The organism is Nocardia vinacea NBRC 16497 (genome assembly GCF_000308835.1).
Taxonomy (GTDB): Bacteria; Actinomycetota; Actinomycetes; order Mycobacteriales; family Mycobacteriaceae; genus Nocardia; species Nocardia vinacea.
This window is the reverse complement of record NZ_BAGN01000412.1, coordinates 34,136-59,711: the sequence shown is the minus strand read 5'-3', so window position 1 is coordinate 59,711 and position 25,576 is coordinate 34,136. Positions and strand designations below refer to the sequence as shown.

At 64.7% G+C, this 25,576-nt stretch carries 20 protein-coding genes and 1 pseudogene; 3 read left to right on the top strand and 18 right to left on the bottom strand.

Annotated features, from left to right (window positions below):
• Together ON44_RS47510 and ON44_RS40250 are read right to left on the bottom strand one after the other, a co-directional pair.
• Positions 1-871, bottom strand: a pseudogene (locus tag ON44_RS47510) (hypothetical protein); the annotation flags it as partial.
• Positions 872-1,393: 522 nt separating this feature from the next.
• Positions 1,394-1,837, bottom strand: coding sequence for a pyridoxamine 5'-phosphate oxidase family protein (locus ON44_RS40250; RefSeq protein WP_051183095.1), 444 nt, complete (start codon positions 1,835-1,837; stop codon positions 1,394-1,396).
• 310 nt (positions 1,838-2,147) lie between these two features.
• Between ON44_RS40250 and ON44_RS40245 the strand changes: the two genes are divergently transcribed.
• Entirely contained in the window at positions 2,148-2,528 is a 381-nt protein-coding gene (locus tag ON44_RS40245; RefSeq protein WP_040700084.1) for an Rv0313 family protein, read from the top strand.
• 500 nt (positions 2,529-3,028) lie between these two features.
• On the opposite strand, the gene ON44_RS53615 is transcribed toward ON44_RS40245, so the two are convergent.
• The 11 genes from ON44_RS53615 to ON44_RS40185 form a co-directional block, all read right to left on the bottom strand.
• On the bottom strand, positions 3,029-3,337 hold the full coding sequence (locus tag ON44_RS53615) for a hypothetical protein (RefSeq protein ID WP_040700082.1): 309 nt from the start codon (positions 3,335-3,337) through the stop codon (positions 3,029-3,031).
• A 960-nt stretch (positions 3,338-4,297) separates the two neighbouring features.
• Positions 4,298-6,568, bottom strand: coding sequence for a serine/threonine-protein kinase (locus ON44_RS40230; RefSeq protein WP_083898462.1), 2,271 nt, complete (start codon positions 6,566-6,568; stop codon positions 4,298-4,300).
• A 363-nt stretch (positions 6,569-6,931) separates the two neighbouring features.
• Entirely contained in the window at positions 6,932-7,555 is a 624-nt protein-coding gene (locus ON44_RS40225; RefSeq protein WP_051183093.1) for a hypothetical protein, read from the bottom strand.
• A gap of 420 nt (positions 7,556-7,975) precedes the next feature.
• Positions 7,976-8,626 carry a slipin family protein gene (locus ON44_RS40220; protein ID WP_040700081.1) on the bottom strand — a complete coding sequence of 217 codons (651 nt, stop codon included), beginning with the start codon at positions 8,624-8,626 and terminating at the stop codon, positions 7,976-7,978.
• Positions 8,627-8,930: 304 nt separating this feature from the next.
• On the bottom strand, positions 8,931-9,809 hold the full coding sequence (yidC, locus tag ON44_RS40215; protein ID WP_040700094.1) for a membrane protein insertase YidC: 879 nt from the start codon (positions 9,807-9,809) through the stop codon (positions 8,931-8,933).
• A gap of 88 nt (positions 9,810-9,897) precedes the next feature.
• A complete protein-coding gene (locus ON44_RS40210; RefSeq protein WP_040700080.1) occupies positions 9,898-10,197 on the bottom strand; it encodes a DUF6412 domain-containing protein in 300 nt (99 codons plus the stop codon).
• A 16-nt stretch (positions 10,198-10,213) separates the two neighbouring features.
• Positions 10,214-11,095 (bottom strand): sterol desaturase family protein, encoded by an 882-nt coding sequence (locus tag ON44_RS40205; RefSeq protein ID WP_040700079.1) that lies wholly within the window; start codon positions 11,093-11,095, stop codon positions 10,214-10,216.
• 52 nt (positions 11,096-11,147) lie between these two features.
• Positions 11,148-11,969: an AraC family transcriptional regulator gene (locus tag ON44_RS40200; protein WP_306306538.1), complete on the bottom strand. Its 822-nt coding sequence runs from the start codon at positions 11,967-11,969 to the stop codon at positions 11,148-11,150.
• Between the two features lie 202 nt (positions 11,970-12,171).
• Complete coding sequence (locus tag ON44_RS40195; protein WP_083898456.1) at positions 12,172-14,229, bottom strand: CocE/NonD family hydrolase; 2,058 nt, start codon at positions 14,227-14,229, stop codon at positions 12,172-12,174.
• 155 nt (positions 14,230-14,384) lie between these two features.
• Positions 14,385-15,557, bottom strand: coding sequence for a PucR family transcriptional regulator (locus tag ON44_RS40190; RefSeq protein WP_040700077.1), 1,173 nt, complete (start codon positions 15,555-15,557; stop codon positions 14,385-14,387).
• Positions 15,558-15,576: 19 nt separating this feature from the next.
• A complete protein-coding gene (locus ON44_RS40185; protein ID WP_051183091.1) occupies positions 15,577-17,385 on the bottom strand; it encodes an AMP-dependent synthetase/ligase in 1,809 nt (602 codons plus the stop codon).
• A gap of 563 nt (positions 17,386-17,948) precedes the next feature.
• Between ON44_RS40185 and glnA the strand changes: the two genes are divergently transcribed.
• A complete protein-coding gene (gene glnA, locus ON44_RS40180; protein WP_083898460.1) occupies positions 17,949-19,481 on the top strand; it encodes a type I glutamate--ammonia ligase in 1,533 nt (510 codons plus the stop codon).
• 1 nt (position 19,482) lies between these two features.
• Here the strand turns inward: glnA and ON44_RS40175 are convergent, their stop codons facing one another.
• A complete protein-coding gene (locus ON44_RS40175) occupies positions 19,483-20,256 on the bottom strand; it encodes a helix-turn-helix domain-containing protein (RefSeq protein WP_040700076.1) in 774 nt (257 codons plus the stop codon).
• Positions 20,257-20,301: 45 nt separating this feature from the next.
• On the opposite strand from ON44_RS40175, the gene ON44_RS40170 reads away from it, so the two are divergent.
• A complete protein-coding gene (locus ON44_RS40170; protein WP_040700075.1) occupies positions 20,302-21,171 on the top strand; it encodes an alpha/beta fold hydrolase in 870 nt (289 codons plus the stop codon).
• 542 nt (positions 21,172-21,713) lie between these two features.
• Here ON44_RS40170 and ON44_RS40160 read toward each other — a convergent pair.
• The 4 genes from ON44_RS40160 to ON44_RS40145 all read right to left on the bottom strand — a co-directional run bounded on the left by ON44_RS40160 (position 21,714) and on the right by ON44_RS40145 (position 25,499).
• Entirely contained in the window at positions 21,714-22,922 is a 1,209-nt protein-coding gene (locus ON44_RS40160) for an FAD-dependent oxidoreductase (protein WP_083898459.1), read from the bottom strand.
• A gap of 152 nt (positions 22,923-23,074) precedes the next feature.
• Positions 23,075-23,824, bottom strand: a complete 750-nt coding sequence (locus ON44_RS40155) for a dienelactone hydrolase family protein (RefSeq protein ID WP_040700072.1) — start codon at positions 23,822-23,824, stop codon at positions 23,075-23,077.
• A gap of 63 nt (positions 23,825-23,887) precedes the next feature.
• Positions 23,888-24,382: a hypothetical protein gene (locus ON44_RS40150; protein WP_063721713.1), complete on the bottom strand. Its 495-nt coding sequence runs from the start codon at positions 24,380-24,382 to the stop codon at positions 23,888-23,890.
• Between the two features lie 76 nt (positions 24,383-24,458).
• Positions 24,459-25,499, bottom strand: coding sequence for an amidohydrolase family protein (locus ON44_RS40145; RefSeq protein ID WP_218007755.1), 1,041 nt, complete (start codon positions 25,497-25,499; stop codon positions 24,459-24,461).
• Positions 25,500-25,576 lie beyond the last annotated feature (77 nt).

Sequence of the window (25,576 nt, the reverse complement as noted above, 5' to 3'; positions counted from 1 at the left end):
TCCTCGGCGTCACCCCCGCCGATTCCTCAGCCGCATCCGCGACCTCGACTCCGTCGACCTCGACTGCTCCCTCGACTTGCGCCCCTTCGTTTTCGCCTGTTGTTTCGGCTTCGGTGTCGGCGGCAACAGCATCGGCCTCCGCGACCGGCGTCGCAGCTTCAGCCTCAGCGTCGGGTCGCGCCTCGGCGGTGGCTTCGTCTTCGGCGGCGGTCGCCTCCGTTTCCTCGGCCGCGTCGGCAACCTCGGCTCCGGCCTCGACTGTCGAGTCAGGTTGCGGCACTTCATCTTCGGCTGAGGGCACTTCATCTTTGGCGGCTGCATCCCCCTCGACTGCCGCAGTATCGGCGACCGCATCACCTTCAGCAATTGGATCGCTCTCGGCGGCGGAGGATTCACTGGCGTCGGGTGCCTCAGCTACGGGTTCCGCCTCGGCGTCGGATACGGTCTCACCCTCGGCCACCACCACTTCACTCTCAGCAAAAGCGGATTCTGCCTGCGGCGCTTCGGCACCCTCGCTCGCCGCTGCGGGCTCCCACTCGGTCGCCACATCATGCTCAGTCACCGATACTGTAATCTCCTGGGCTGCTTCAGCTTCAGCAACCGCCGCTTCGCCCTCAGCCGTCGTTTCGCTCTCAGTGAGTGCGGTTTCGTTCTCGGCCGTCGTTTCGCTTTCAGTGAGTGCGGTTTCGTTCTCGGCCGTCGTTTCGCCCTCAGCGAGCGCGGTTTCGCCCGCTGCGGCCGGCATTTCGACCTCGGCCGCGATGGCCGTCTCCAGCTCGGTCACCGCCACCTCGCCGTCGGTAGCTGTCGTCTCCTCCTCGGCTGCGGCCGCGTCTTCGGTGGTCTGCGCCCGGTCGTCGGTCGTTGTCATAATTGTCTGCCCTTTCGAACACTGCGATAGTTCCCCGGCTCGAGCCTCCGGGGGCCTACAGCGTCGCACGGGATCTAGGTTGCTGCCTCCGAATCCGGCGGTGCTGGTTCGCAATTCAGCAGAAGTACGCAGTTGACACCGATCTGTAACCCGAATTGCCGGTGACGTCGTGCTCGGCTTGTTCCGAGCCGCCGAACGCTGTCACGCGACTACGCACACACGACTCAGGTAAACCGATGATGCTGACATGTTGCTGTGCCCGGGCCAATTCGGTCGGCGCGAACTGCCGCACCCGGTCGTGGGCAACCCTGCAAGTCGCGAGCAGCAGCGCCGTCGCTCGGCCCATCGCCGCCGAGGACTCCGGGAATGTATTGGGGGAACTCATGTTCACAGGACGCACATTGTGGTCGTCTGATCAGGGTGATCCATCCCGCCAGGGGTGTGCTCCTGGCATGGACGGGTATGGACAGCGCGAACAACCTGAACGAGGGGCAAGCGCAGCGGCGGCAGCGGATAGCCGCCTCAGCCGTTGCCGTAGACGCGATCCGGGACGACGAGAACGACTGCGCGGCGCTCGGCTGCCATAACCCGGTCATATTCGTCCCAGTCGTCGTGCGTGCCACCCGCCGCGGTGAAAACCTCCCGCAGCAACTGCCGCAACCGTTCGGCGTCGATGTCCGGCACCGGGTCGTCGGGACCCACGATCCACACCGATCCCTCAACGGCCGCCCACGCCCACCCGACACGGACGACAACCGTCATCCGCGCCCGAACACGGAGATTGTCCAATTTGCGCGTACCACCGCGTACCACCATGCCCACCACGGGCTCGCCGGTCTGCGGGTGCGCCAACACACCTGCGTTGACGAGCGAGGACTGAACAGTGCCATCGGCCCGCGAGGTCGAGACGACACAAAGGCCATGATCGCCGGCGATCAGCCGAGCAAAGTCCGCGATATCACCCACGGCCGAAGTCTACGGACCGCGGGCGACCATGCGGGCCTGCTGACGCCGAATCCGTGCAATCTCATTACGTCTTCCAGGTCTATCGCGCAAAAGCGGCCGGGCAGGTCTCCCACCGCCGCCGGGGCGGTATCGCCGTCGCATCCGATATCGTCAGCGTCGGGGTTTTGGAGGTCGACACGCGGCCTTGCGCAGCCGATCCAGCGGGACGAGTTCGTCGCGTCGCGCCGTGATCATTTCCGGACGTGGCGAAGTCGGAATTACGCGAGGACACTGAAGCCGTAGCGCTGAATTCGACTCCAGGAGCAATGTGATGGCATCCGAAAGACCTTTTGGGATCGATCCGGAAGAATTCGAACGCGCGTTGCGGGAGGCGGGGATCGAATTCCGTGACCTGCTCGGAAAAGCCGGTGAGTACATCGATCGCACAACCGGGAGTACGCTGGCGTCGCTGCTGGGTCAGTTTGTTCAGCCGGAGCGCACGCGGCCACCGAAACCGGAGGGTGAGACCACCGGCGAGACCGGCAGTGGAGTGTGGGTCATCTACAGCATCGATGATGCCGGCGAGGCCAGGGTCGAGCAGGTTTTTCCGAGCGAGCTCGAGGCCTTGCGTGCGCATCGCGACAATACCGACGAACGCCGTCGCGTGCGGTTCTTGCCTTACGGTGTTCCCGCAACCGCGCTGGGCACCTGAGTGCGGAGCCCTGATTGATGGCAGCGCAATAAGCGAGCAGCCGTGTCAGCGACGCACACATACTTCGCCGCCGGATATCGCTGTTGTTAGGACCATAAGCCCGGCAGGCTCGCACGGACGTTGCTCCGGCGGGGAATTCAGGCCTCGGCGCTCGGCTGGACGAGGACCTCGAGAGCGGCTTGCTGAAGGAGACCGCTTACGTACATGGATTCGGCGGACCGGTCCGCTATGACTCGATTGCGGACCGGACGCGGCCAACCCCGCAGGCGGCCGGCGCGGTAGGCACCGCCCGGACGCACAGCGCGGAGAGCTATCTCGTTGGCAGGCAAACGGAATCGTCAGAATTCACCAGCCGCAGCTACTCGATACGGCGAATGAACGGTGTGATTCTGGCAAATTCACTGCAATGGTGCGCACTCGCCGATGTGTAGCGTAGCGGCACAAAAGAAATCCAGCCCCGAGAGGCGATACGGATGACGTGGTGATCTACCGAGACCGAATCAGGAGGCGGGCTTGGGCTGGGTCAGGTCCCTGATACCGGTGATCGAATCGATGATGTTGAGGATGGCGGAGGTGCCGCCGTCGAGGGCCGAGCTGCCGGAGTCGAGCATGGCGGAGCCGGAGGACGATCCGGCCGAACCCGAGGACGAGCCGCCGTCGGCCGAACCCGAGCCCGCGGAGCCGGTCGCGGCGGATTTGGCGACGGGGGTAGCGGCGGGGTTGGCGGCGGAGGCCACTGCGACCGGGCCGAAGAACAAGGCGGCGGCGGAGACGGTGGCAGCGGCGGCGAAGACCTTGCGAGAGACCATGTACAGAGCTTCCTTTCACAGATGGATAACGACGCCATCACGTCGCACACCACAAATGTTATGAAGAAGAGATCTGCAAATCCACTTTTCTTATTGTGCGAATGATCACGGTTAACAATTGGCAAACAGCATATTTTGCCGAGGTGACACAATTTGATCTTAATTCCGACCTTGAATTCGATGATCAAATTCTGTTGATTCTTCGACGGTGTCGCGTATTGGCGTGCGGCGGACGCGATCTCGTAGCCGACCTTCGATCCCGGCACCACGTGACCTCGAGCCGACGACGCGCGCGGGGCCCGCTCGTACGATGGCGTTACCAGGCGAGGCGTCGCGCTGCGCGACGGCGCGACACACTCGAGACCTGATGTTGTCCTGGCCGTCTCTCCCATGTCGTGCTATAGGACTGCCGGCGTCGGCGGCTCGGCACGACCGCACCGAAGCGCCTGTAGTGCGCCGTCGCGCTGGCACTGGGGGGTTGCGCCGGTTCCCGGTTCGACACGGCATCTGGCTGCGACGGTGAGCGGAATGACCCTGCTGTGGCACATTCGCGCGCTGTCGGATCCGGCCCACCGACATCAGGGGGCTCGGTGCCGACGACTTCGCCGGCACCACGGGCACCATTACGGCACGATCCTGACCGATATCGAGACCTGGCGGCCGGTCGCCGCGCTCGCCGACCGAACCGCCGAGACACTGGCCGACCAGCTGCGAACCCACCCGGAGTGGAGATCGGCGATCACTGGACACCTCGACCGAGCAGACGCGACATCGACGCGCACGCCACGTTCGCCTCGGCGGCTCCGGCGCGGTCGTCGCATCGGCTGCTACCTAACGCCTCCGGGACGACGCCAGCACGATCGCCATCGCCCCCCCGGCACCCGTAAACGGCACATTCTCGGTCCTTCTGAGCGGCGATCTGTCCATCGCTGCACTGTTCTGGCGTATCCGGCACGGTGGTCAGCGCTGGTTCTGCCGCGAGCTGCCGGACAGGGTGCGTTGGAATGCTTGCAGGTCATCCTCGAGTTTTCGATGCAGCCAATAGTTGCCGATGAAGCCGAAGACGCCTGCGATGGCGAGCCAGCGGATCGAATCGGTGACCAGGGCGACCTCTTCCGGTTTCAGGAACATCAGACCGTGGATGACGCCGATCAATGGAATCGATGCGGCGACTGCGAGGTAGCGGGTGCTGCGGCGGCTGAGGGCGCGGAGGTTGTCGTGGTCCTCGGGTGCTGTGCCGTGCAGGAGAAGACGGGGGTAGATGACCCGGACGACGAACAGGGTGACGAGAAAGAACGGGTAGGCGACGGCGACGGCGCCGCAGACGAGCAGTGAGGCGGACAAGTGCACCACCTGCCCGAGGGGCAGGTCGGTGTCGCTGTGCAGTGCCAGCGCGGTCACGATCGCGCCGACGCTCCATCCGGCGAATGCGACCCAGGCGACTCGGTCACCGACCGACAGTGTGTCTCTTCGTGCCAGCGCCAGCATCTCAGGGGTGAACGTCCGGCCCTTTCTCAGTCCGCGCCACACCACCAGAAAAACCCTGCGGCACAGATAGTTCGTCACGATGAGGACCAGCAGGGGGATGATCAGCTCGAGCACCGGGTTGATGGCCCGCAAGGATTGTCGCTGGTCGTCCGGAATCCACGCCTCGATCAAGGCTCTGTTGTGCACGTTGCCGTACAGCACGCCGAGGAAGCCTCCGGTCGCGCTGGCCAGGGTGACGATCGCCCCCAGCGACCAGGGACCGACTTTCGAACGCAGACTGCTTCCGTGCGGGTCCACGAGATCGCGGGCGCGACGGTCCAGGCACAGCTCGAACTGCTGTGCCAACTCGGCGCCGCTCGACCAGCGGTTGTCCCGCTGTGGCGCAAGGCATTTCAACAACACTCGGCGCAGGGTCGGCGGGCAGTCCGGCGGCAGCTCGGACAGGTACCGTGGTTCGATGTCTTGCTGCCGCAGCTCCAGCATGCGTGCCAGTGAGGTTTCGGATTCACCTGCCAGTGGTTCGTCGTCGAAGGGCCTGCGGCCGGTCAGCAGTTCCCACAGCATGACGCCGAGCGCGTAGATATCGCTGCGCAGATCCAGATCTTCGGCGGTGGTCGGCAGCTCCGGATGGCAGGCGGCGAGTTGTTCGGGGGACATGTAGGCCAGCGACCCACCGAAGTACGCCATCGGATTGGTCCCGGCCACGTGGTTGCTGAAGCTGACATTGAAGTCGGCGAGCTTCGGAATGCCTTCCGCGGTCAACAGCACATTGGCGGGTTTGATATCGCGATGCAACACTCCGCTGCGCGCGGCGTAGTCGAGTGCTTCGGCGAGCCGGCTGCCGAGCCACGCCACCGTTTCCGGCCAGGAATATCCGGTGATATCGCCGCGGATGCCGGTCTCACTCGGGACGATGCCGCCCCGGTCCTGAATGGCCTGATCGACGGCGTCGAGCAGCAGGGCACCGCTGCGGAGGTCCGGTGATCGGGCGCGCACCAGATTCAGCACCCCGAGCAGCGTGCCGCCAGGAAGGTACTGCATGTACATCAATTTGAGCTCGCCGTTCTCGATCAGCCGATGATCGAAGACCCGCACGATGTACTCGTGATCCAGCTGCGCCAGCGTCTCCGGCTCGGTGCCGCGGTTGTACGAGATCTTCACCGCGACCAGGCGTTGCATCGACCGTTGCCGCGCCAGGAATACCCGCGCGAAGGCGCCGCTGCCCAGTCCGACGAGCAGGTCGAAATCGTCCACACTCGCACCGGGGCTGATCCCGTTGAGCGCTTCCAGAGACCGCGGCGGGGCGATCAGTGTGCTGCGGTAGTTGATATCGGACAAGGCCGACGCAGCGGTAGCCACTTCGGTCGGCTGCGTGCCGGGATCCTGGTCGCGTCCGGACCGGCGCCGCACATGGAATTCCTCGTAGGCCAGATCGGGTGGCGTCGGCCCGGTGCTCAGTTCGGCGTATTCGGCGCAGTACTGGGCGAGCCGCTTCGGATGGTCGTAGCGCAGCCACCGGTACTCCAGATCGACCTTGATCAGCTCGATCAGGCACATCCGCCGCAATCCCGGCGCATCCGGCAGATACTCCGCGAGGTCCGGTGGCGCACCGGTCTCATCCCAGGTGTCGGCGAACCGCCTGACAACCGATGCCAGCAAGGTGCGAGTTCGGTGGACAGCATCCGACTCATTCGTCGTCGGTTCCAACTCCGCTCCGATCCTCCGATCATTCCCAGAAGGCATCTCCAAGATGCAGTCTGTCATGGCGGCGAGGCCGCGAACAGGGATTTCCTGCCGAAACAGGGCAGGCGGCGGGTCTGGAGAGCCGGGAGGACGCCGGGCGGTTTGTGTCGCGCCCGGCGCCATGCCGACGACCGCTCGAGCGATGGTCACTGCGGCAAAGGTGATCGATGCCGGTCCCTGCGCAGTTCGCCGGACAACATCAGGTCACGGGCGTTGGGTGTGTCGCCGCGAATGCCGAGTTCTGTTACAGCGGTGGCGATTTCGGTTCTTCGGCGGCATCGATTACTGATCGTGGTGTCGGTCTTGTACCGGACCAGGTCTCGTCGCTGGAATCGGATCTCGCTTCGGAGGGTCGGCCGTTCCTCACTGGTTTACAACGCTCTTGGCGCCCACCATGCGTACCATGCTGAGGATCGGGAGCCCGATCACCAAATGTTCGATCGCGGTGGAGATACCCACCCAGAGGTGGCTCGACAGTGCGAGTGGAATGATCACCGCCGCGGCGGTCAGGATTCCCACGATCCAGTTGAAGAACAACTCCGGTGACGGCGTGCCCAGGCGCAGCAGATACCAGAGCACCCCGGCCAGCAGCGTGCAGATGAAGGCCACGGCCGCGAACCAGTACGCGTCCTGGGCCATCGGGTTCCACACCCCGAAATTGTTGCTCTCGGTCACCCGGGTGGCGATGATCTCGATAATCCAGGCGCACAGCCAGGCCGCGAGTGTGGTCACCACCGCCGCCGCGAACACACCACCAACGAACATACCGATGTTGACGTCCGGCCCCTGCTGTGGTCGAGACTGCCGGTCCGGATAATCGGACTGCTGATACGTGCCGTATCCGTGGTCTTGGCTGTATCCGTGATCCTGGCTATACCCGGGGTCACGGTAGTTCCCCGGGTGATAGCCGGCCTCGTAATGTGCGGTGTGTTGGTCGCGCGGATCCCTGGGGTTCAACCGCCGATCACCTCCGTCGAGAGCATCCATGTGCGTTGAGTGTAGGGCGGCTGGGAACAGGCTGCTGCCCGCTTGTCCATTCCGGCGCTCCGTTCGCGTAATTCGACCCAATCGGAACACAAACGGGCGCTTTCTGATTCGTCATGTGGCTGGTGTCCTGATCTCGGGCTGATGGCCGTCCGATCCCTGCACCTGCGTGGTCTGCGGATCAAGAGTGCGGATCCGGCTGGCCCACGGTGCGGATCGAGACCAGGGCGCACCCAGTGCGAGACGCAGGGTTTCGAATCGGAGGTGACGAGCGTCGGCGACTAGGCGATGGTCTTGCGCACCGAGTGGTTATCAGAATGCGGATGCTTGCACGGACGATCGCACGATGACGCGAGGGAAAGCGGGGCGAACTTCGCAACGCTGAAACCCCTTGTCCAAGAGGAGTGGACAAGGGGTTTCAGTTCATGCGCGCTCGCGCGGGTCGAGCACTACCTGTGTGCCCGGAGTGGTTGCGACCTGCAGCGTGCGCAGCCGTAGCAGTGTCGGGTGTTCCTCGAGCAGTCGCGCGGTATTGGCCAGTGACCGTAGTGCTGCCGCTTCGGCGCGCGCTCGCTCGAGCTCGGCCCTGCCGCGTTCCTTGGCGAGCACGGTTTCCAGTGCGGCCTTGCGGAGTTCGCCGGGCAGCATCAGGTCGCGAGCGTTGAGTGCGTCGATGCGCATGCCGAGCCCTGTTACTGCCGTGGCGATTTCGGCGATGTCCCCGACGAGCAGCGTGCGGTCGGTGACGAGTTCGTCGAGGGAATGGCTTGCCACGACCCGGCGGGCGGCATCCTGCACCGCCGCGTACAGCACGCTTTCCGGGTACTGCGCGCCGGTGGTGAATGCCTCCGGATCGGTGACCTGCCAGTTCAGTGCGTAGCTGACCCGCAGTGACAGTCCGTCGCGGGTGAGCAGTTCCTGGCCGCTGACATTCAGCAGCCGGGGCCGCATGTCGACGACGATCAGCGTGCAGCGCTTGGCGTCGTAGCGGTGGCGTCCTGGCTCGAGTACTCGCTCGAGTGTGCCGTCGCGGTACAGCAGCGTTCGCTGCCACTCCATGACCGTCGTGTACATGTTTCACTCCTCCCGTGCCGTGTGTCGTTGGCTGCCTGGTTATTTCGGATGTCACCCGGTTCCGGTCACGGGTTCGCGGCGGAGGCGTCCCACGGCCGTAGCCGCGGAGCCCGCAGAGCCGTTTGCCGTATCCGACCGGAACCGGGTGGCATCGCAGTGGGAATCGAACCCATCCAGGCTTGGAGCCCTTCGCCAGGTGCGAGACCGAGCCCGACACGGGGAACGCGGGTGCGGAGATTCCGCTGCGCCCCTTGACTCGACCTGGAACAACCATAGGGTTCGCGGCGGAGGGTGCGCGAATGATTTATCGCCGCTTCGGTTTCACGCCGGGTTTGGGGGTGGCGTTCGCCACGGCCGCGGCGACACGCTTTGCCTCGGCAGCTGTTTCGGCGTCGAGGCGGCGGTAGACGAAATGCTGTTGTGCAAGCGTCCAGGCATTGTTCGTGACGAAGTAGAGCAGGATCGCCACCGGCAGCAATGCGCCGCCGAGAATCGCGGCCGCCGGGAAGACCCACAGACTGAGCGTGCGCATGAAGGGCAACTGCGTCGGCCCGGTCTGCCGATCCAATGACGCGCGGGCAGTGAAATGCGTTGCGACAGAGGCGATCAGCATGAGCGGAAGGGCCACGAGGGCCATGGTCGACAGCAGTTCGCCCGCACCGGCGAGTGTTGCCGACAGCGGTGCGCCGAACAGATGGGCATGCAGGAACGACTGCACATCACCCGGGCCGAAGAGATAATTCGCGGTCGCGGCATTCTGTTCGGCCGTCATTGTCGCGGTGCGCCCGAACGGTAGATAATCGAAGGTCCCGGTGCGGTCGAACGAACGCAGCACATGGAATAGGCCGATGAATACGAAGACCTGGGCGATCATCGGAATCAGACTCGCGAAGAGATTGACGCCGTTGTCCTTGTACAACTGCTGGATTTCGGTATTCCTGCGGACCGGATCGTCTTTGTATTTCTGCTGAATGGCTTTGACGCGTGGTTGCAGTCGCTGCATAGCCGCCTGGGTGCGCGCTTGTTTCAGGAATGGCAGGAATAGCGCGGCGCGGAGGGTGATCACGAGAAATATGACCGCGAGTACCCACGCGAGTCCGCTCGAGGGACCCAGGACGGTGGCGAAGGCGGTGTGCCACAACCAGAGAATGGCGGACACCGGGTAGTAGATGAAGTCGAGCATGAGAGCACCTGACTGTGGGAACGCGCGTATGCGCACGTCGATGGGAATGGTCAGCCGAATCGCCTGGGGACCAGGCGGCGAGTGATCGCTAAGCGGTGACCGAACCAGGTGCTCGCGGGCGCGGACGTCCGGCGGTATCCGGATTGCTTTGACGCAGGAAGGAACCCCGGCGGCGACGCTGCGCCGAGGGCGGCGGACCCGAGTGGGCTGGCGCCATCGGGATACGTCGGGTGCTCTGCAGGGCGAGCAGCGTCAAGGTCAGCGACGCGGCGATGACACCGAAGACGGCCAGTGCCGCCGGTTCATTCGACGGTGCCGCGGCCAGGGCGAGCGCGGGTACGACGAGTGCGAAGACCGCAAACGCCATGAGGTGTACCCGCGAGAACATGCCAAGAGCTTACCGACTACATTGCACAGCCGCCGTCCGGTGTGAACGGGTAGACGAACTGGTCGACATAGCCGCTCGGGTAGTCGGGTTTCGCCGCCATACCGAGATCGTCGGTGCCGAAGCGTCGTGCCGGATCGTAGGAGTAGGTGCGGAACAGATGATCCCAGATCAGGGTGAACAGGCCGAAGTTGACGTCGCCGATACCGGCGAACTTCAGATGATGGAAGCGATGGCCCTCGTTCAAGGCCAGCAGATATTTGGCGGGTCCGATCCGGTAGTCGGCATTGGAATGTTGCAGCAGCAGCTGGATGGCGACCGAGAGAGCAAGGGCGGCAGCGATATTCGATGGCAGGCCGATCAGGATGAGCGGGGCGACACCGGCGGCCATCTCCACGGTCTGGTGCAGTGGATGTTTCATCAAACCATTGAGGCCGTAGAAGCGTTCGACGCTGTGGTGCACGGCGTGGAAGCGCCACAGAAGTCCGATTTTGTGACTGGCCAGGTGCACCGTGGTGATGCCGAGATCGGCGACCAGGATGGCGAGGAGAACCTGGCACAGGAACGGCCACGAGGTCGGCCAGCTGTCCGGAGCGGGCACGATGGCCGTCAGCAGCGGAATCGCCGCGACGCTGAGCAGGATGAGCATTTCGTTGACGAAGGCGTGGATGCGATCGCGCAGGGTGTCATCGAGATCGTGATTCCAGTCGGCCTCGTACGGAATCAGCCGCTCCACGAGAAATGAGGCGACGATCGCGACCACCAGTACGAGCAACAGCCAAAACTTCGGCGCACCAATGGAACTGAGCGCGATACCGACGCCGTTGAGGCCGATCAGCATGAAGGGCACGTAACCGTAGCGCGCGAGACGCTGTGCGGGCGTGCGGGTAATGGTAGTCATAGGGCAAGCCTGGTCGGCCGTGCCCGGAATGACTTGAACGATTCGGCTGTACCTAGGAGGCGTCGCCGAGATCCCAATCGACGCGTCGGTTCAGGGCCGAGGGCGGCAGTCCGAAGGTGCGGCGGCAGGTGCGGGTCAGGTGGGAGCTATCGGCGAAACCGGCGGCGTGGGCGGCGGCGGTGAGATCGTCGCCGGAGCGGACGCTGGTGATCGCCACATGTAGTCGGAGCCAGAGAATGTAGGGCCGCAATGGAATTCCGACCTGTTCGGTGAACAGATGGGTGAGTCGGGTTGCGGAAATGCCGACCCGGCGCGCGACATCCGCGCCGCGGATCGGTCCGTCGCCGACGATGGAAGGCAGCAGTCGCAGCACCTCGGTCACTGCCTCGTGGCGCTCGTCCTCGATGCTGTGCGAATTGTCGCTTTCGAGATCATCGACGACTTCGGCGACCAGTTCGGCGAGTGTCTCCCGCTCCGGATCGATGGGCAGGGAATGCTCAGAATCGGCCCACCCGTAGGTGTGGGCTCTGCGGTCGGCGGCCGCGCCCGCGACGGACTCCGGATCGAGATAGATCGCGGTGCCGCGTTCGGCCCCGGTGGCGATGCGATGCGGTGCGTCGGCGGGCACGATGACATGTGTGCCGCGATGCCGAATGCCGCTCGCGTCCACCACGACCACCGGCGTACATGCGGCGACCACTTGGACGGCGTGATGGGCGTGCAATGCGGTGGGGCCGATGCTGCCGCCGAAGGCGAGCACGCCGGCGCGCAGCAATGCCGTACCCTCCCAACGCAATTCACCGGGCGACCCGGAGACATAGTGCACGGATCGGGGCGAGGTGGATGCCCCGTCGGTAACCAGAGCCTTCATCATCGGATGCTCCCGGGTGACTACGAATCCCGAATCGGATCCCTCACGGAGACTATCCCGGCCGCACGGCCGCTGTCAGGGTAACGGCGACGCGATCGAGGAACTCGATGATCAAAGGCCAGGCGATCGGGGTGTCCGGGAATCGAAAGTGTGGTGGGACACATCCGGGCCGGTCCGGGTGCCGACCCGGATGTGTCCGATCCGGTCAGGCCCCGAAGGCGCTGGCCGGGGCCAAGGGGAGGACCACCCGCGACGGTGCGGCCGCATCGCGATGGATCTGCTGCGACGAGCCGAGCAGCCGCGGCAGATCGGTCGGGATCGGGATGGTGGTGGGGAAGGTGCCGCTGGTGATCCGCAACCGGAGGGCGTGTCCTGGCTCGAGTCGATAGAAGGTCGGGCGCAGCTTGATGTCCAGCTTCGTCACGTCGCCCGGCGTGAGCAGTTGTTCGGTGTCCTTGCGCACCACATGTTCCGGCCCGTAGACGGTGCCGTCGGGTGTGCGCCAGGTCTTGCTCTCCTCGAGGGTGCGCTGGCTGGCGAGCTGGGAGCCCCCGGTGATATTGACGACCGAACCGTCGGGTGCGACATCGTCGAGCCAGACCTGGAACGCGGCATCGGTACTCGACGATGAGGCGTACAGCGTGACGCTGCCCGGACCGGCGAGCACGGTCGGCTCGGTCACCGGGTCCATGGTGTACTTGCGGCCCGCGGTCGGTTCCTGCACCCATTCGGTACACGGGTTGTAGGCGTTGAAGAGTCGGAAGACGAAATCCAGTAGGCCGCCGGTATATTGGCCGATGGTCTGGCGATTGCACGGGTTGTCGATGCCGGTGTAGTCGAGCCGGTCGGCGGCATCGGCGATGGTCGGGGCCTGCGCGACGAGGCGGTCGCCGTCGAACCAGCGTTGCTGAATTGTGGTCTGCTCGAACGGATATCGTGCGGTCGCGACCGCCATATTGCTCGGATCGATGACGTGCAGCGTGGCGTCGGTCTTATCGATACCGTTCGGAATGTCCTTGAGCCAGCGGTCGAACCAGGCGAGGGTGATCATATCGGTGTCCAGGCGCGAGCCCGGTCCGAAGCCGAGACCGACGTGGTACCAGGGCCCCATCAGCAGCTGGTAGCGGCCGTCGACGGCTTGGCGCGGTGCCATCGGCGCGAACTGATCGCGGCCCGCGGCGAGGTTCTGCAGCTGGGAGTAGTTGCGCCACGGGCCTTCCTGGTAGAGGTCCCACAGGCCGCCGACCTGGTACATGGCGATGTCATTTGCGACGAGGTTGTCCAGGTGGGTTTCGAAGCGGCGGTCCTGCCACCAGTCGCCGTCGTAGGCCAGCGGTCCGCCACTGTAGGCGTCGAGGAGCATTTTGATCGTGCTGTCGGAGGACACGAGCGCCTGTAGATGCTCGATGAGCGAGCGCAAAAATTGTTGCGGCGATACGACCGCTGTCAGGAACGGTCCGATGAGGCTGAGATAGGGCACCATCAACGAAATTGCCGTGAGCAGAACCGGACTCATCATGCCGTCGTGGCCGAGGACTTCGTTGAAGATGTTGTTGGGCATGGCCATCGGGACGATCGCCTTCAATGGTGAACCCGGACCGACCGCCTCGGCGGTGCGCAGCGCGGACAGCGCCGGGAACGAATATCCGAACATGCCGACCTTGCCATTGGAGCCGGGCAGTTTCGCCGCCCAGTCGACCAACTGCACGCCGTCGATACCGTCCTGCTTCGACGCCGGATTCCATGCGCCGGTCGACCCGCCGGTGCCGCGGACATCGGCAATGACCTCGATATAGCCGTGCTCGACGAGGAGGTCCTGGGCGCTGGTGGCCTGATTGATGATGCGGCGTGCATCTTTGAGTTGGTCGGGCAGCGGGATTCGGAAGGTGTCGATGACGCTGGTGATCGCCGCGGTGACAGCGCTCGAAACAGCGCCGTAGGTAGTGAAGTTGACGACCACCGGGAACTCGCCCACGGCGTGCTGACCCGTCGCCGGATCGGTCGGATAGCGCACCTCGGTCTGTAGTTGCGTGCCATCCGCGAGCGGCACGACCTTGCCCAATTCATAAGCGATGCCGTACTTCTCGGGTGTCGGCCGGTAGTCGGCAGGCAGGCCGAAATTCGCGGATGCGGTCGGCACCGGGCCCGCGCCGGGCACCGCGCCGACCGTCGGGGCGAGCTGGGTGGTCAGTCCGAATGCGGTGATTGCCGCGACGGCGATCGTCACGGTACGCCCGCCCCGCGCACTGGTCGAAATTCTCAACTATCGAACCCTCTGCTGGCTGTGGTCGAGGCAGCGCGTACCGGATCCGGGGCGCCTGACCTCATCGTCGCCATCTAGCTGACCGCATAACGACAGGGCGGCACTACCGGCAATCCGCAAGCTGCGGCGGGCGGTGTTTGTCAGAGTGCCCAAACTCAGGGGGCGAAGGCAGCGGATTCGAGGCGGCGGGCCAGTCGGGCCGCGGAAAGGGTCATGGCGTCGGCGGGGCGATGCGGGTCGAGGCCGGTGAGTTCATGTACGCGGGACAGGCGGTAGGTGACCGTATTCCGGTGCACGCTGAGCTGACGCGCCGTCGCCAACTGGTTGAAACCGCTGTCGACGAATACTTCGAGTGTTTCCGCCAGCATCGGCTGGGTGTCGAGTGGCGCAAGCACCGACGCCAGCCCGGGCCGTGCCGCATCACTGACCGCCACCGTGTATTCGAACTGTAAATCCGTTCTACGGCAGAGTATTTCGCGACGTGTCAGGCACCGCCCCAGTTCGGCCAGCACCCGCGCCTCGGCAAAGATCGTCGGGATCTCCGCCCTGCTCGCCGCCGCACCGACACCGACCCAGTAGCGCGGCGCTTGATCGGGCTGATGTGCCGGTAGTCGCGCAGTGAGACCGGTGATCGCGGCCGTACCGTCATCGCCGGGTTGCAGCGGGATCAATGCGGTCCACCCGCCCGCGTCCAGCCGCAGGAAGACGCCGGGAATCGCCTCGACCCGGTGCCGCAGCGCCGAAGCGTGCCCGCCGCGGGTGCCGCAGAGGCGGAATACCGCGACGAGGAAGTCGTCCGCGACCGGAATGACCGGATCATTGGCCCACTCCACCGGATCGCGCCCGGTGAGTAGGGCGTCGGCGATACCTCGGCGACGCTCCAACAGTTCCCAGCGCGGATCGTGTGAGCGCTGGGTGGCCGCGCCCGCGATGCGCGTCATGACGAGCGTGATGTACTTCAGCAGCACCAGTGAGGCGTCGAGCAGCAGTTCCTGCTCGGCGGGGGTGGCCGCTTCGCGCAGCCGGTCCCAGATGAAGGCCGAGCCGAGCCGATATCGGTCCAGCACCTCGGTTAGCGGCGTGCCGTCGCGGAGCCGGTCCATGGCCAGCTCGACGAGCTCCCTGGTGTCGCCCTCGGAGGGTTCGGTGCCGCGACGCAGATATTCGAAGAACAGGTCGACATTGAGTTTCGTGCCGCGCGCGAAATCGGTCTCGACCAGTGACTGCGGTATCCGCGGATACGGTGGCAGGCTCCCGTAGAACCCGTCGACCAGCGATGCGGCTCTTCGGTGCAGATCGTCGACGACCCGGGTCCGCGTTGGCGTCATTGAACTTCTCCGTCCCGCACTACGAGTACAAGCTCTCGATCGTGTCGGTGTAGCGGGCGGCGATCGGGGCGCGCTTGAGTTTGCCGGTCGCCGTCAGAACATCGCTTCCGGGCTCCCACACCTCGGGTAGCACGATGTACTTCTTGATCTGCTCCACCCGGGAGAGTTTGCCATTGGCGGCGGCCACACCTTGCTCGATTGCGGCCAAGACCTCCGGATTCTTCGCCAATTCGGTGACGGTGGTCGCGGTGAGCCGGTTGCGCTGGGCGAAAGCCAGCGCCAAGTCGGGGTCGAGGCAGATCAGCGCGGTGTTGTAGGGCCGCTGCTCACCGATCACCACGACGGCGCCCGCGAGCGGGCAGTTCTCGGTGATCGTGTTCTCGATATTGGCCGGGGACATATTCTTCCCGGCCGCATTGATGATGAGTTCCTTCTTGCGGTCGACGATCGCAAGGTAGCCGTCGGCATCGATCGACCCGATATCGCCGGTGTGCAGCCAGCCGTCGGCATCGATGGTCTCCGCGGTTTTCTCCGGATCGTTGCGGTAGCCGCGCATGACCATCTTGCCGCGGATCAGTACTTCGCCGTCGTGGCCGAGCTTCACCTCCGCCCCGGGTAGTGGTGTGCCGACGGTACCGATTTTGACGCGCGCCGGACCGTTGAGCGTCGCGCCCGCAGTGCATTCGGTCATCCCGTATCCCTCGCACAACGGCAGACCGAGCCCGAGGAAGAATTCGTGCACCTCGGGCGGGATGGCCACCGAACCGGTGACCGCGGCGCGCACCTGATCCAGGCCGAGCCGGGTGCGAATCGATGCGAGCACCAGACGATCGGCCAGGGCGTACCGGAGTTTGTCCAGCGGGCCGAACGCGCGGCCGTCGGAGCCGGCTCGGGCGCGGGCGCGGCCGGTGCGCACCGCCGATCGGACCAGGGCGCGCTTGATCGGATTCGGTTCGGTGGCGAAGCGCTCCTCCATCGCGCCCTTCACCTTCACCCAGATCCGGGGAACACCGAGGAAGACGGTCGGATGTACTTCGGCCAGCGCCTCGGCGACCTTCTTCAGATCCGCGACGGTGGTGATCTCACCACCCTCCAACATGGTGAGATAGTGCGCGAACCAGCGGTTGGCGGCATGTGCGTCCGGCAGGTACGAAATCACTCGATCGTGGCCGCTGCCACCGCCGAATGTCTCGATGACGCGGGCGTTTTCGATGAAGTTGGTGTGGGTGAGTTCGACGCCCTTCGGCGGTCCGGTGGTACCGGAGGTGTAGACGATGGTCAGCAGGTCCTCGGATTCCACACTGCGCCAGGTGGTTTCGAAATCGAAGCCTTCCGCTTCGGCCGCTTCCACTGTCGACAGCGCGATCGTGCCCGCCGGTGCTTCATCGACGCAGATAACGTGCTCGACGTGATTGCCTTGGGTCGCTGCCTTTTTCATGGCCTCGAGGATCTGTGGCGCAAACTGGCGCTCGCAGATGACGATCTTGTTGCCCGCATTGCCGAACTGGTAGGCGAGCAGATCGACGGGGTTGGTGTTGTAGACCGAGAACGGGGTGCCGCCCGCGTGCAGCACGGCCGTATCGCAGAGGTGGAATTCGGGTCGGTTGGTCATCATCAACGCCACCGTGTCGCCGGGGCGCAGACCTAGGGCGGCCAGGCCGGTCGCGATGGCGCGCACCCGGTCGGCGTACTCACGCCAGGTGATCGCCACCGCGCCGCCCATTGTGCGCAGCGCGACCACGTCCGGATACTTCGCGGCGTTCGCTTGAAAAGCCGCACACAGCGTGTCCGGACGGGCTGGGCCCGCCGGGACTGTCGATGAAACCAAGACCCAACCTTCTGCTCAGTGGTGTCGAGGTCACACCGCGGCGCAGGCGACCTCGTCGTCAGCTACCAGCACAACGCATCGACGAACCGTGGCGCTAGCGACAAACGAGCAGACTGCAAGGCCTCACCTTGTGCACATGACCAAAGATCGCGGGTCGACAGGTCGATAACGCCACGGGCTGACGTGCTGGATCACGTCAGCTATGACAAATCGACATGACATCCTTTCGAATAGCGCCGCTCGAGTGCAACCCGGCGACAAGGAGGTGACCGGAATATGGAGCGGCGAGGGTGGCTGCAGCATTGGGGGACAGGCAGTTTCGGCCCATGCCGCCCAGGCGGCCGCCACCGAAATCGAGGATCGAATCCGGGTCGAGAGTCCCGCCGGACTGACCCGAGGCGATCTCACTAGGAACGGTGGAACGTTCGATGGAACCGGTCGGAGTGTGCGACTGCCCGGGTGGGTTCGGACACGCCGGAGGGGTCCGTTTTCTCGCCCGTATTCGGGTCCGCTGTTGATGTCGAAGTCGTATCGTGAGATTCGGCGAGCAGGCCGTGACCCCGATGGACGGGGCCGGTCGTCAGGGACGGTCGCCTCGCCATCCGCGGATAGACCTGCGCCGCGAAAGCGAGGAGCAAGCCGTGTTCGACGAGCGAGCAGCCTTGACTGCCACCACCGACGGAATTCTGGAATACATCTGCGCCGCGGAAGTCGAATACGTCGATATTCGATTCTGCGACGTTCCCGGTGTGCAGCAACATTTTTCGATACCGGCCGTCGCATTCGGCGCGGATCTGGTCGACAACGGGATCGCCTTCGACGGCTCGTCGGTGCGCGGATTCCAGTCGATCCACGAATCGGATATGTTGCTGCTCCCGGATCTGCGCACCGCGCAATTGGACCCCTTCCGTGCCGCGAAGACCCTGAATTTGAACTGCTTCGTGCACGATCCGCATACGCACGAGGCCTATAGCCGCGATCCGCGCAATGTCGCGCGCAAGGCCGAGGAGTATCTGAAGCGCACCGGCATCGCCGACACCGCCTACTTCGGACCGGAGGCGGAGTTCTACATCTTCGACGCCGTGCGCTACGACACCAAGATGAACGGCGCCTTCTACGAGGTGGATTCGTCCTCCGCCGACTGGAACACCGGTGTCGAATACAATCCGGACGGCACGATCAACCGCGGATACAAGGTGCGTGCGAAGGGTGGCTATTTCCCGGTGGCGCCGTACGACGCCGATGTCGATGTGCGCGATCGGATGTGCACGAATCTGCAGAACGCCGGCTTCGAATTGGAGAAGGGGCACCACGAGGTCGGCACGGCGGGCCAGGCCGAGATCAACTACAAATTCAATACGCTGCTGGCCGCCGCCGATGACCTGCAGCTGTACAAGTACATCATCAAGAACACCGCATGGGCCGAGGGCAAGACCGTCACCTTCATGCCCAAACCGCTGTTCGGCGATAACGGTTCCGGTATGCACGTGCACCAATCCCTGTGGTTGAACGGCACACCACTGTTCTACGACGAAGCCGGATATGCGGGCCTGTCCGATCTGGCCCGGCACTATATCGGCGGACTCTTACTGCACGCGTCATCGTTGCTGGCATTCACCAATCCGACCGTGAACTCGTACAAGCGCCTGGTGCCCGGGTTCGAGGCACCGGTGAATCTGGTCTACAGTCAGCGCAATCGCTCAGCGGCCGTGCGCATTCCGGTCACCGGCGCGAATCCGAAGGCCAAGCGTCTGGAATTCCGCTGCCCCGACTCCTCGGGTAATCCGTACCTGGCCTTCGCCGCCATGATGATGGCCGGTCTGGACGGCATCCGCCGCAAGATCGAACCCCCCGTCCCGATCGACAAGGACCTCTACGAGCTCACCCCGGAGGAATCCGCCGAGGTCACCCAAACCCCACCCAGCCTCGAAAGCGTGATCGACCGACTGGAAGCCGATAACGATTACCTGACCGAAGGCAATGTCTTCACCGACGACTTGCTCGAAACCTGGATCCGCATCAAGCGCGATACCGAGATCTCCGAAATCAATGTCCGCCCGCACCCCTACGAATTCGATCTCTACTTCGACGTATAGGTCAGTCGATGTGGAGCTCGCCATTGATGGTGAGGAAGGCGGTGGGGGTGAGGCCGAACATGGCGCGGAAGGTATCGCTGAAATGCGAAGGGGAGGCGAAGCCGGCGTCGACGGCGGCGCGGGTGAGGTCGTGGCCTGCGGCATAGGCCCGGCCGGCGCGCAGCATCCGCGCCCACTGCACGTAACGGCGGAAACTGGTGCCGGTCTGTTCGGCGAAGGTGCGCAGGAAGTAAGAGGTGGATAGTCCTGCAGCACTTGCCTTTTCGGCTGCGCGCTGCTGCTGGGTGGGGTCGGCGCGGATGGCCGCGGCGACGGCGGCGATGCGGGGATCGCGGATGGTCGGGACCGGGATGCTGGCCAGCTCGAGCAGACGGTCGATATCCGGTGCCGGATCGGCGCACAGCTCGATCAGTTCGGCCTCGTTCCGATGGTCGGCGCTGTATCCGCTGACGGTGCGGCGCATACCGCCGAGGCAGCGGGCCATATTTTCCGAGGTCGGGTCGAAGAAGCAGAAGAGCTTGGGCACGTCGGTGTCCAGGATGTGGTGCGTGACGCGGGCCCGGAACAGGAAACTGCGGGCGGTGATGTCCGGAGCATCCGCGACCCGGACCCGGAACGGGGCGTCGAGTCCGACCCCGAGACCGGCGATCGCAGTGGAGTGCGCGCCCAGGGCCATCCCGGGCCCGATGTAGATCGCGTGTCCGAGCCGCAGCCAGAGCCGGGCGGAGACCGCCGTTTCGGGAGCGCACGTTTCTGGAAGTGCCGACCGCGCCATATCCGCGACGATACAGAAAGTCGCAGGACAGACGGGAGATCAGGGATGAAACTGGATGGGCGGGCGGAATCGACCTTCGAGCTGCGGGAGGTGACGGTCGACGGCGGGCGGCTGCGTTATGTCGATGTCGGACAGGGTGATCCGCTGGTGCTCTTGCACGGCTGGCCGGAGAGCCATGCCGCATGGCGGCACCAGATCGGGCCGCTCGCGTTATCGCGGCGGGTCATCGCACCGGACTGGCTCGGGTGGGGTGCTTCCGATCGGGATACTGCGCTGAGTTGTGACTACGACAGCGAAGTCGAGCGGATCGGGCGCATGCTGGACGCGCTCGGCCTGGACCGCGTCGATCTGGCCTGTCACGACTACGGCGGGTTCCTCGGATTGGGCTTTCTGCAGCGTCATCCGGAACGGGTGCGCCGTTTCGCGATTCTGAATTCGCGGGCGCAGGGCATTTTCACGCCGCCGTACTACGTGCTGTTCGGCTTGCTGACTGTGCTGGCGCGGACCGCACTGCTGCGGCCGCTCGTCACCGCACGGGCCATCAAATGGGTGCATCGCATCGGTCTCGCACCGTACGTGCGCAATGGATCATTCGACAGCGAACAGCTGCACCGGTATCTCGCTGTTCTGGACACCGCGGACGGTCGCCGCTGGAACGCCCACTTCTGGTCCGGCTATCGCGTCCGGATCCGTCCGGAACTGGCTGCCGGACTGGGGGCGATCAGCTGCCCGACGACCGTCATCTGGGGCGACCGCGACCCGGCCATCCCGTTCCGCACCGCCCGAGAACTTGCCGAAGCAATCCCCTACGCCACGCTGGTCCGCATCGACGGCGGCAACCACTTCATTATGGAAGAACGCCCCGACGAGGTCACCGAGGCCCTGCGCGCATGGCTGCTGCGCCCGGCCACTTGATAGCCGAGTGGCTAAAATTGTTGTCTACCTGCATCATTAGCGCAAATGGGATCGGACGCCAGTGGCGCTCGCCGATGAGGAACGCGTCATCCGCTGAGATCGATTTGGGGGAAATCGGGAGAATCCTCGGTCCCCCGGCGACCAGGCCGAGCTTGATGCCGCGTACCTGGACAACGGTTAGCAAACCGTCTACGAATCCGTCGCAGAACATCGGCGTGTCGCGTCCCCCGCTGAGGCGGCGTAGCCGCTCGGGCGGCTGATCGGGCCCTCGTGTGCGAGCCAATTAGCGGCGGCATCATCGATGTCGAGCTCCCAGGCCAGCTGAGCGGCGAGACTCCGGCGCCGGTCTTCGCCTACCCCGTTGTCGCGCAGAACTTTTGCCCACCGCTAGCCCGGAGCTCACCGTTCGCGCCTGGTGGTACATGACGGCGGCGTGGCTGTTGGCGGTGGTGGGGAGCATCGGCCAGTCGCCCGGCATGGCCAGCATGGAGCCCAGTGCGAAGCCCACCGGCGGTGGTGGGCTTCGCGTCCACTGTGGCCGGTTATTCGGGTAGGGGGCGGTGTCCGATCACCTGTGTGCCCACGGCGGCGGACTTGCGGACGGCGGTGAAACCGTAGTCGCGCATGGCTTCCTCGTACTCGCCGATGCCGTCCAGGAGGGTTTTCTTCCCCTGGCTGACGGCGAGGAGCTCATCGCCGAGGACGTGTGCGTCGCGCAGCGCGGTGTTGGCGCCGATGCCGAGGGCCGAGCTCATGGCGTGGATCGCGTCCCCGATGACGGTCACGTTGGTGGGTTCCCAGGCGTCGGTGGGTACGCAGCTGCGCAGGGTCAGTGCCTGCACGGTTGCGGCGTCCCACAGTCGAACTGTCTCGACCAGGGCCGGGTGCCAGGATGCAAGCCGGGCCAGCACGTACGCCTTCAGCTGTGCCGGCCCCGTGGCGAACAGTTCGGCGTCGGGGAGCATCCGGCCGGTGAGCGAGTTGAAGATGCTCAGCGCGTAGTTCTTGCCGGCCTCGTCCTGGAAATCCTGGTCTTGCTCCTTGACCAGCGCCGAGCCGGGGTCGGTGCGCTCCAACGGGCCGAAGGTGAGCCCGTCGTGGTTGCTGTCGAAGGCGAGGGAGAACGTGTTGAACAGCTGCTCTGGCAGCCTGGCCCTGGTGTCCTCGGTGAGCGGGATCTTTGCGGTGATGTGTCGCGAACCGAGGTCCACGACCCTGACCTGCGGGAGCCGCTGGGTTCGCACGGCGGAGTTGACGCCGTCCGCGGCGATCAGCACATCGGCTTCGACGGTGTCACCGTTGTCGAGTCGCACGGTCACCGTCGAGTCCGGGTTGGTGCGATACCCGGCGACCGCGGAACCGAACCGCACGGTCTTCTCCAGTCCGATGTGGAGGATACGGCGCAGGGTCGACCGGCACATCACCATGTGTTCGGGGATGTCCCCGGTGGGAGTCCCGATACCGGCCATCGCCGATGTGTCACGGGCCTGGCGGAGGTTGAACTGGTCGTCGAACAACAGCATGTCGTCGGTGGGCCGGCCCGAGGTCGCCAGGAACAGCTCCCACAACCGCGGCTCCAGCGCGGCATGCAGGGCGGAGGTGCCGGTGGAGTTGATGTGCAGCCGGTATCCCGGGTCACGTGCCGCCAGACAGGCGTCACGCTCGTACACAGTCACGTCCAGGCCATGCCGGTGCAGGTAGTGGGCCAATGTCATCCCGGCGAGTCCGCCGCCGGCGATGACAATACGCATATCGGACACAAGTACTCCCTTTCAAAGGTTCTACTGGGGAGCACACTGGGCCCTCTCCGCGGAGAGAATGTTGACGACGACCTGGCGAAATACCGCGGGTCGCGTTTCCGGACTACCAACCGGGACGCAGTTTCGTGTGCTGTTGGAGGATATCAGTCGGATTTCAGTGAGCGGTCGAAGAGATCCAGCAGCGCCGCCCAGTGGCGTTCGGCGGCGCCTGGGTGGTATGCGGCGGTGTCGGCCTGGGTGAAACCGTGGTGGGCGCCGGGGTAGACCTCGCAGCGGTGGCGCACGCCCGCGTCTGTGAGTGCCTTCTCGAGGCGGTCGACCTGTTCGGGTGGCAGCGCGCGGTCCTGGTCGGCGTGACCGAAGTACAATTCCGCGGCCACGCGGTCGGCGAGCAGGTGTGGGCTGTCGGGCTCGGTGCTGGCAAGGTTCCCGCCGTGGAACCCGGCCGCGGCGCAGACGCGGCCAGGGTGGGTGGCGGCGGTGCGCAACGCCAGCCCGGCACCCATGCAGTAGCCGGTGACCCCGACCGGCCCGTCCGTGGTCAGCGGGGAATCCGCGAGCGAGCGCAGGTACGCGTCGGCGTCGCGCATCACCAGTTCCGGTGTGAGCGACCGCACGATCGGCCCGAGCCGCTGGAAGATCTCGGGCCGCCGCGCGGGGTCGATGAACTCGGGCAGGTTCACCACCGGTGCCCGGCCGTGCCGGTAGAACACGTTGGGCACCAGGACGGTGTAGCCGGCCGAGGCGAGCCTGTCTGCCATTGCCCTCAGATGTGGCCGCACCCCGAACGCGTCCATGTAGAGCAGGACACCAGGATGTGGGCCGCTGCCGTCGGGGTACGTCAGATACGCGTCGGCGAACCCGTCCAGGGTGGGCACGTCAACAGTGGTCATGTTCACCTTTCTCTTTTTCGGAATCGTGACGGCTGCGGGTCGGTGCGGCGGGTGCCAATGTTGTCAGCGGAGGATCTCCACCAGCGCCACCCACGCGTTGAACAAACCGACCGCGAACGCAAGCAGGATCCCGGGGAACAGCCAATACAGCCCGCCGCCGACCCTGACCGCGTAGCAGACACCGGCCGTGGTGATAAGCAGCGGCGCGGTGACGGTCAGCACCGCTATGCCCAGCGCGTGGCGGCGGTATTCCGGCCGATCCCGGTGCACCCCGTGGTGGCGCAGCACTACACCCGCCACGACCAAGCCGGCCACGGCCAGTTCGCCGCCGGCCAGGCGGTGGTCCTGAGCAGGTACCAACAGGACGGTTCCGGCCATGAGCACCCCGGTGAACAGGCTCAGCGATCCGGCCAGCCGGGACACCACAGGTGGCAACTGGAGGATCTCGCGAATGTTGATCGAACAGGCGACCACGAGCAGACCGGCCAGCGCGGCAGCCGCACCCACCTCGGCCACTGCGAAGCTCTCCCAGGTGGACTGGTCGTACCCGGCTGTCATCGTATTCATCATCACGTTCGGATCATCGACAACAGGGACTCCGGGGAATCGATACCGTTGGACTCACCCACCTGTGTCAGGACAGGTTGAATAATTTTCGCGCGTTCTCGCCGAGAATCAGTGCCTTGTCCTCGTCGCCGATGTCGAGGTTCTTCACGTAGTCGACGCCTTTGATCATCCATTCGTGCCGGACCGGGAACGAGCCTCCGAACAGAACATTGTCCGCACCGTAGACGCCGATCGCGCACTCCAGTTGTTTCGTGCCCCACGCCTGGGGACAGGAAATGTCGAAGAACAGGTTGTTCTTCAGGTAGCTCCGGTAGATGTCGGTGTCCGTGTCGAAGCGGTCCAGGGTCTCCTCGGTGGCCGACGGGCGCGGAAGCATGCCCTCCTGGTAGGCGTAGAAGGCGCCACCCAAGCAGGTGTGAATGAACTTCAGATTCGGGAACTCCGCGAAGATGCCGCTGAACAGCTCCCGGCCCACGGCGGTGGCCTGGTCGACGCACCGGCCGTAGAACCGGCGCATGTTGTTGAACGAGTATATCGATCCGTAGTCCACCGGCAGCTCGTTGTGGTGGACCACAACCGGCAGGTTGAGGTCGTTGAGCACCTTCAGGTACGGCCGGAACGCTTCGTTGTCCAGGTACAGGTCCCCGTAGTGGCTCGACAGCTCGACGCCCACCATCCCCAACTCGTCAACGCACCGTTCCAGCTCGTAGACGCAGTCCTCGGTGGCCCATGGCGGCACGCAGGCGACGGCGCGCAGTCGGCCGCCGCTTCGTTTCACCGTGTCAGCCATGCTGTCATTGACGATCCGGCAGACATCGATCGGCAGCCACATGTTCCAGACCGGCAGGCGCAGAATCGCCAGGTCCACCCTGCCCTCGTCCATGGCCGCCAGTTCACTCTCCAATGTGTAGGCGCCGTCGATCGCGTGCAGGTTCGGATGACCCTTCGGTTTCTCCGCGACGATCTGGCGACGGTCGCTACCCGAAACGGTGCTCAGGTACGCAATTTCGCCGTACTGCCGGGGCACACACGAGACAAAGGCTTCCAGCAGCTTCTCGTTCTCGAACAAATCCTCGGGAAAGTGATGCATGTTGATATCGACAATCACGCCATCAACGATCCACCGCACAGCGATTTGATGTCAATTGCAACGTTATTACCCCAATACTTGCGTCGCGTGCAATA

Coding starts and splice junctions, on each gene's coding strand:
- ON44_RS40245 (WP_040700084.1), top strand. CDS start 2,148: ATGGCATCCGAAAGACCTTTTGGGATCGATCCGGAAGAATTCGAACGC.
- ON44_RS53615 (WP_040700082.1), bottom strand. CDS start 3,337: ATGGTCTCTCGCAAGGTCTTCGCCGCCGCTGCCACCGTCTCCGCCGCC.
- ON44_RS40230 (WP_083898462.1), bottom strand. CDS start 6,568: ATGCCTTCTGGGAATGATCGGAGGATCGGAGCGGAGTTGGAACCGACG.
- ON44_RS40225 (WP_051183093.1), bottom strand. CDS start 7,555: ATGGATGCTCTCGACGGAGGTGATCGGCGGTTGAACCCCAGGGATCCG.
- ON44_RS40220 (WP_040700081.1), bottom strand. CDS start 8,626: ATGTACACGACGGTCATGGAGTGGCAGCGAACGCTGCTGTACCGCGAC.
- yidC (WP_040700094.1), bottom strand. CDS start 9,809: ATGCTCGACTTCATCTACTACCCGGTGTCCGCCATTCTCTGGTTGTGG.
- ON44_RS40210 (WP_040700080.1), bottom strand. CDS start 10,197: ATGTTCTCGCGGGTACACCTCATGGCGTTTGCGGTCTTCGCACTCGTC.
- ON44_RS40205 (WP_040700079.1), bottom strand. CDS start 11,095: ATGACTACCATTACCCGCACGCCCGCACAGCGTCTCGCGCGCTACGGT.
- ON44_RS40200 (WP_306306538.1), bottom strand. CDS start 11,969: ATGATGAAGGCTCTGGTTACCGACGGGGCATCCACCTCGCCCCGATCC.
- ON44_RS40190 (WP_040700077.1), bottom strand. CDS start 15,557: ATGACGCCAACGCGGACCCGGGTCGTCGACGATCTGCACCGAAGAGCC.
- glnA (WP_083898460.1), top strand. CDS start 17,949: ATGGACGGGGCCGGTCGTCAGGGACGGTCGCCTCGCCATCCGCGGATA.
- ON44_RS40175 (WP_040700076.1), bottom strand. CDS start 20,256: ATGGCGCGGTCGGCACTTCCAGAAACGTGCGCTCCCGAAACGGCGGTC.
- ON44_RS40170 (WP_040700075.1), top strand. CDS start 20,302: ATGAAACTGGATGGGCGGGCGGAATCGACCTTCGAGCTGCGGGAGGTG.
- ON44_RS40160 (WP_083898459.1), bottom strand. CDS start 22,922: ATGCGTATTGTCATCGCCGGCGGCGGACTCGCCGGGATGACATTGGCC.
- ON44_RS40155 (WP_040700072.1), bottom strand. CDS start 23,824: ATGACCACTGTTGACGTGCCCACCCTGGACGGGTTCGCCGACGCGTAT.
- ON44_RS40150 (WP_063721713.1), bottom strand. CDS start 24,382: ATGACAGCCGGGTACGACCAGTCCACCTGGGAGAGCTTCGCAGTGGCC.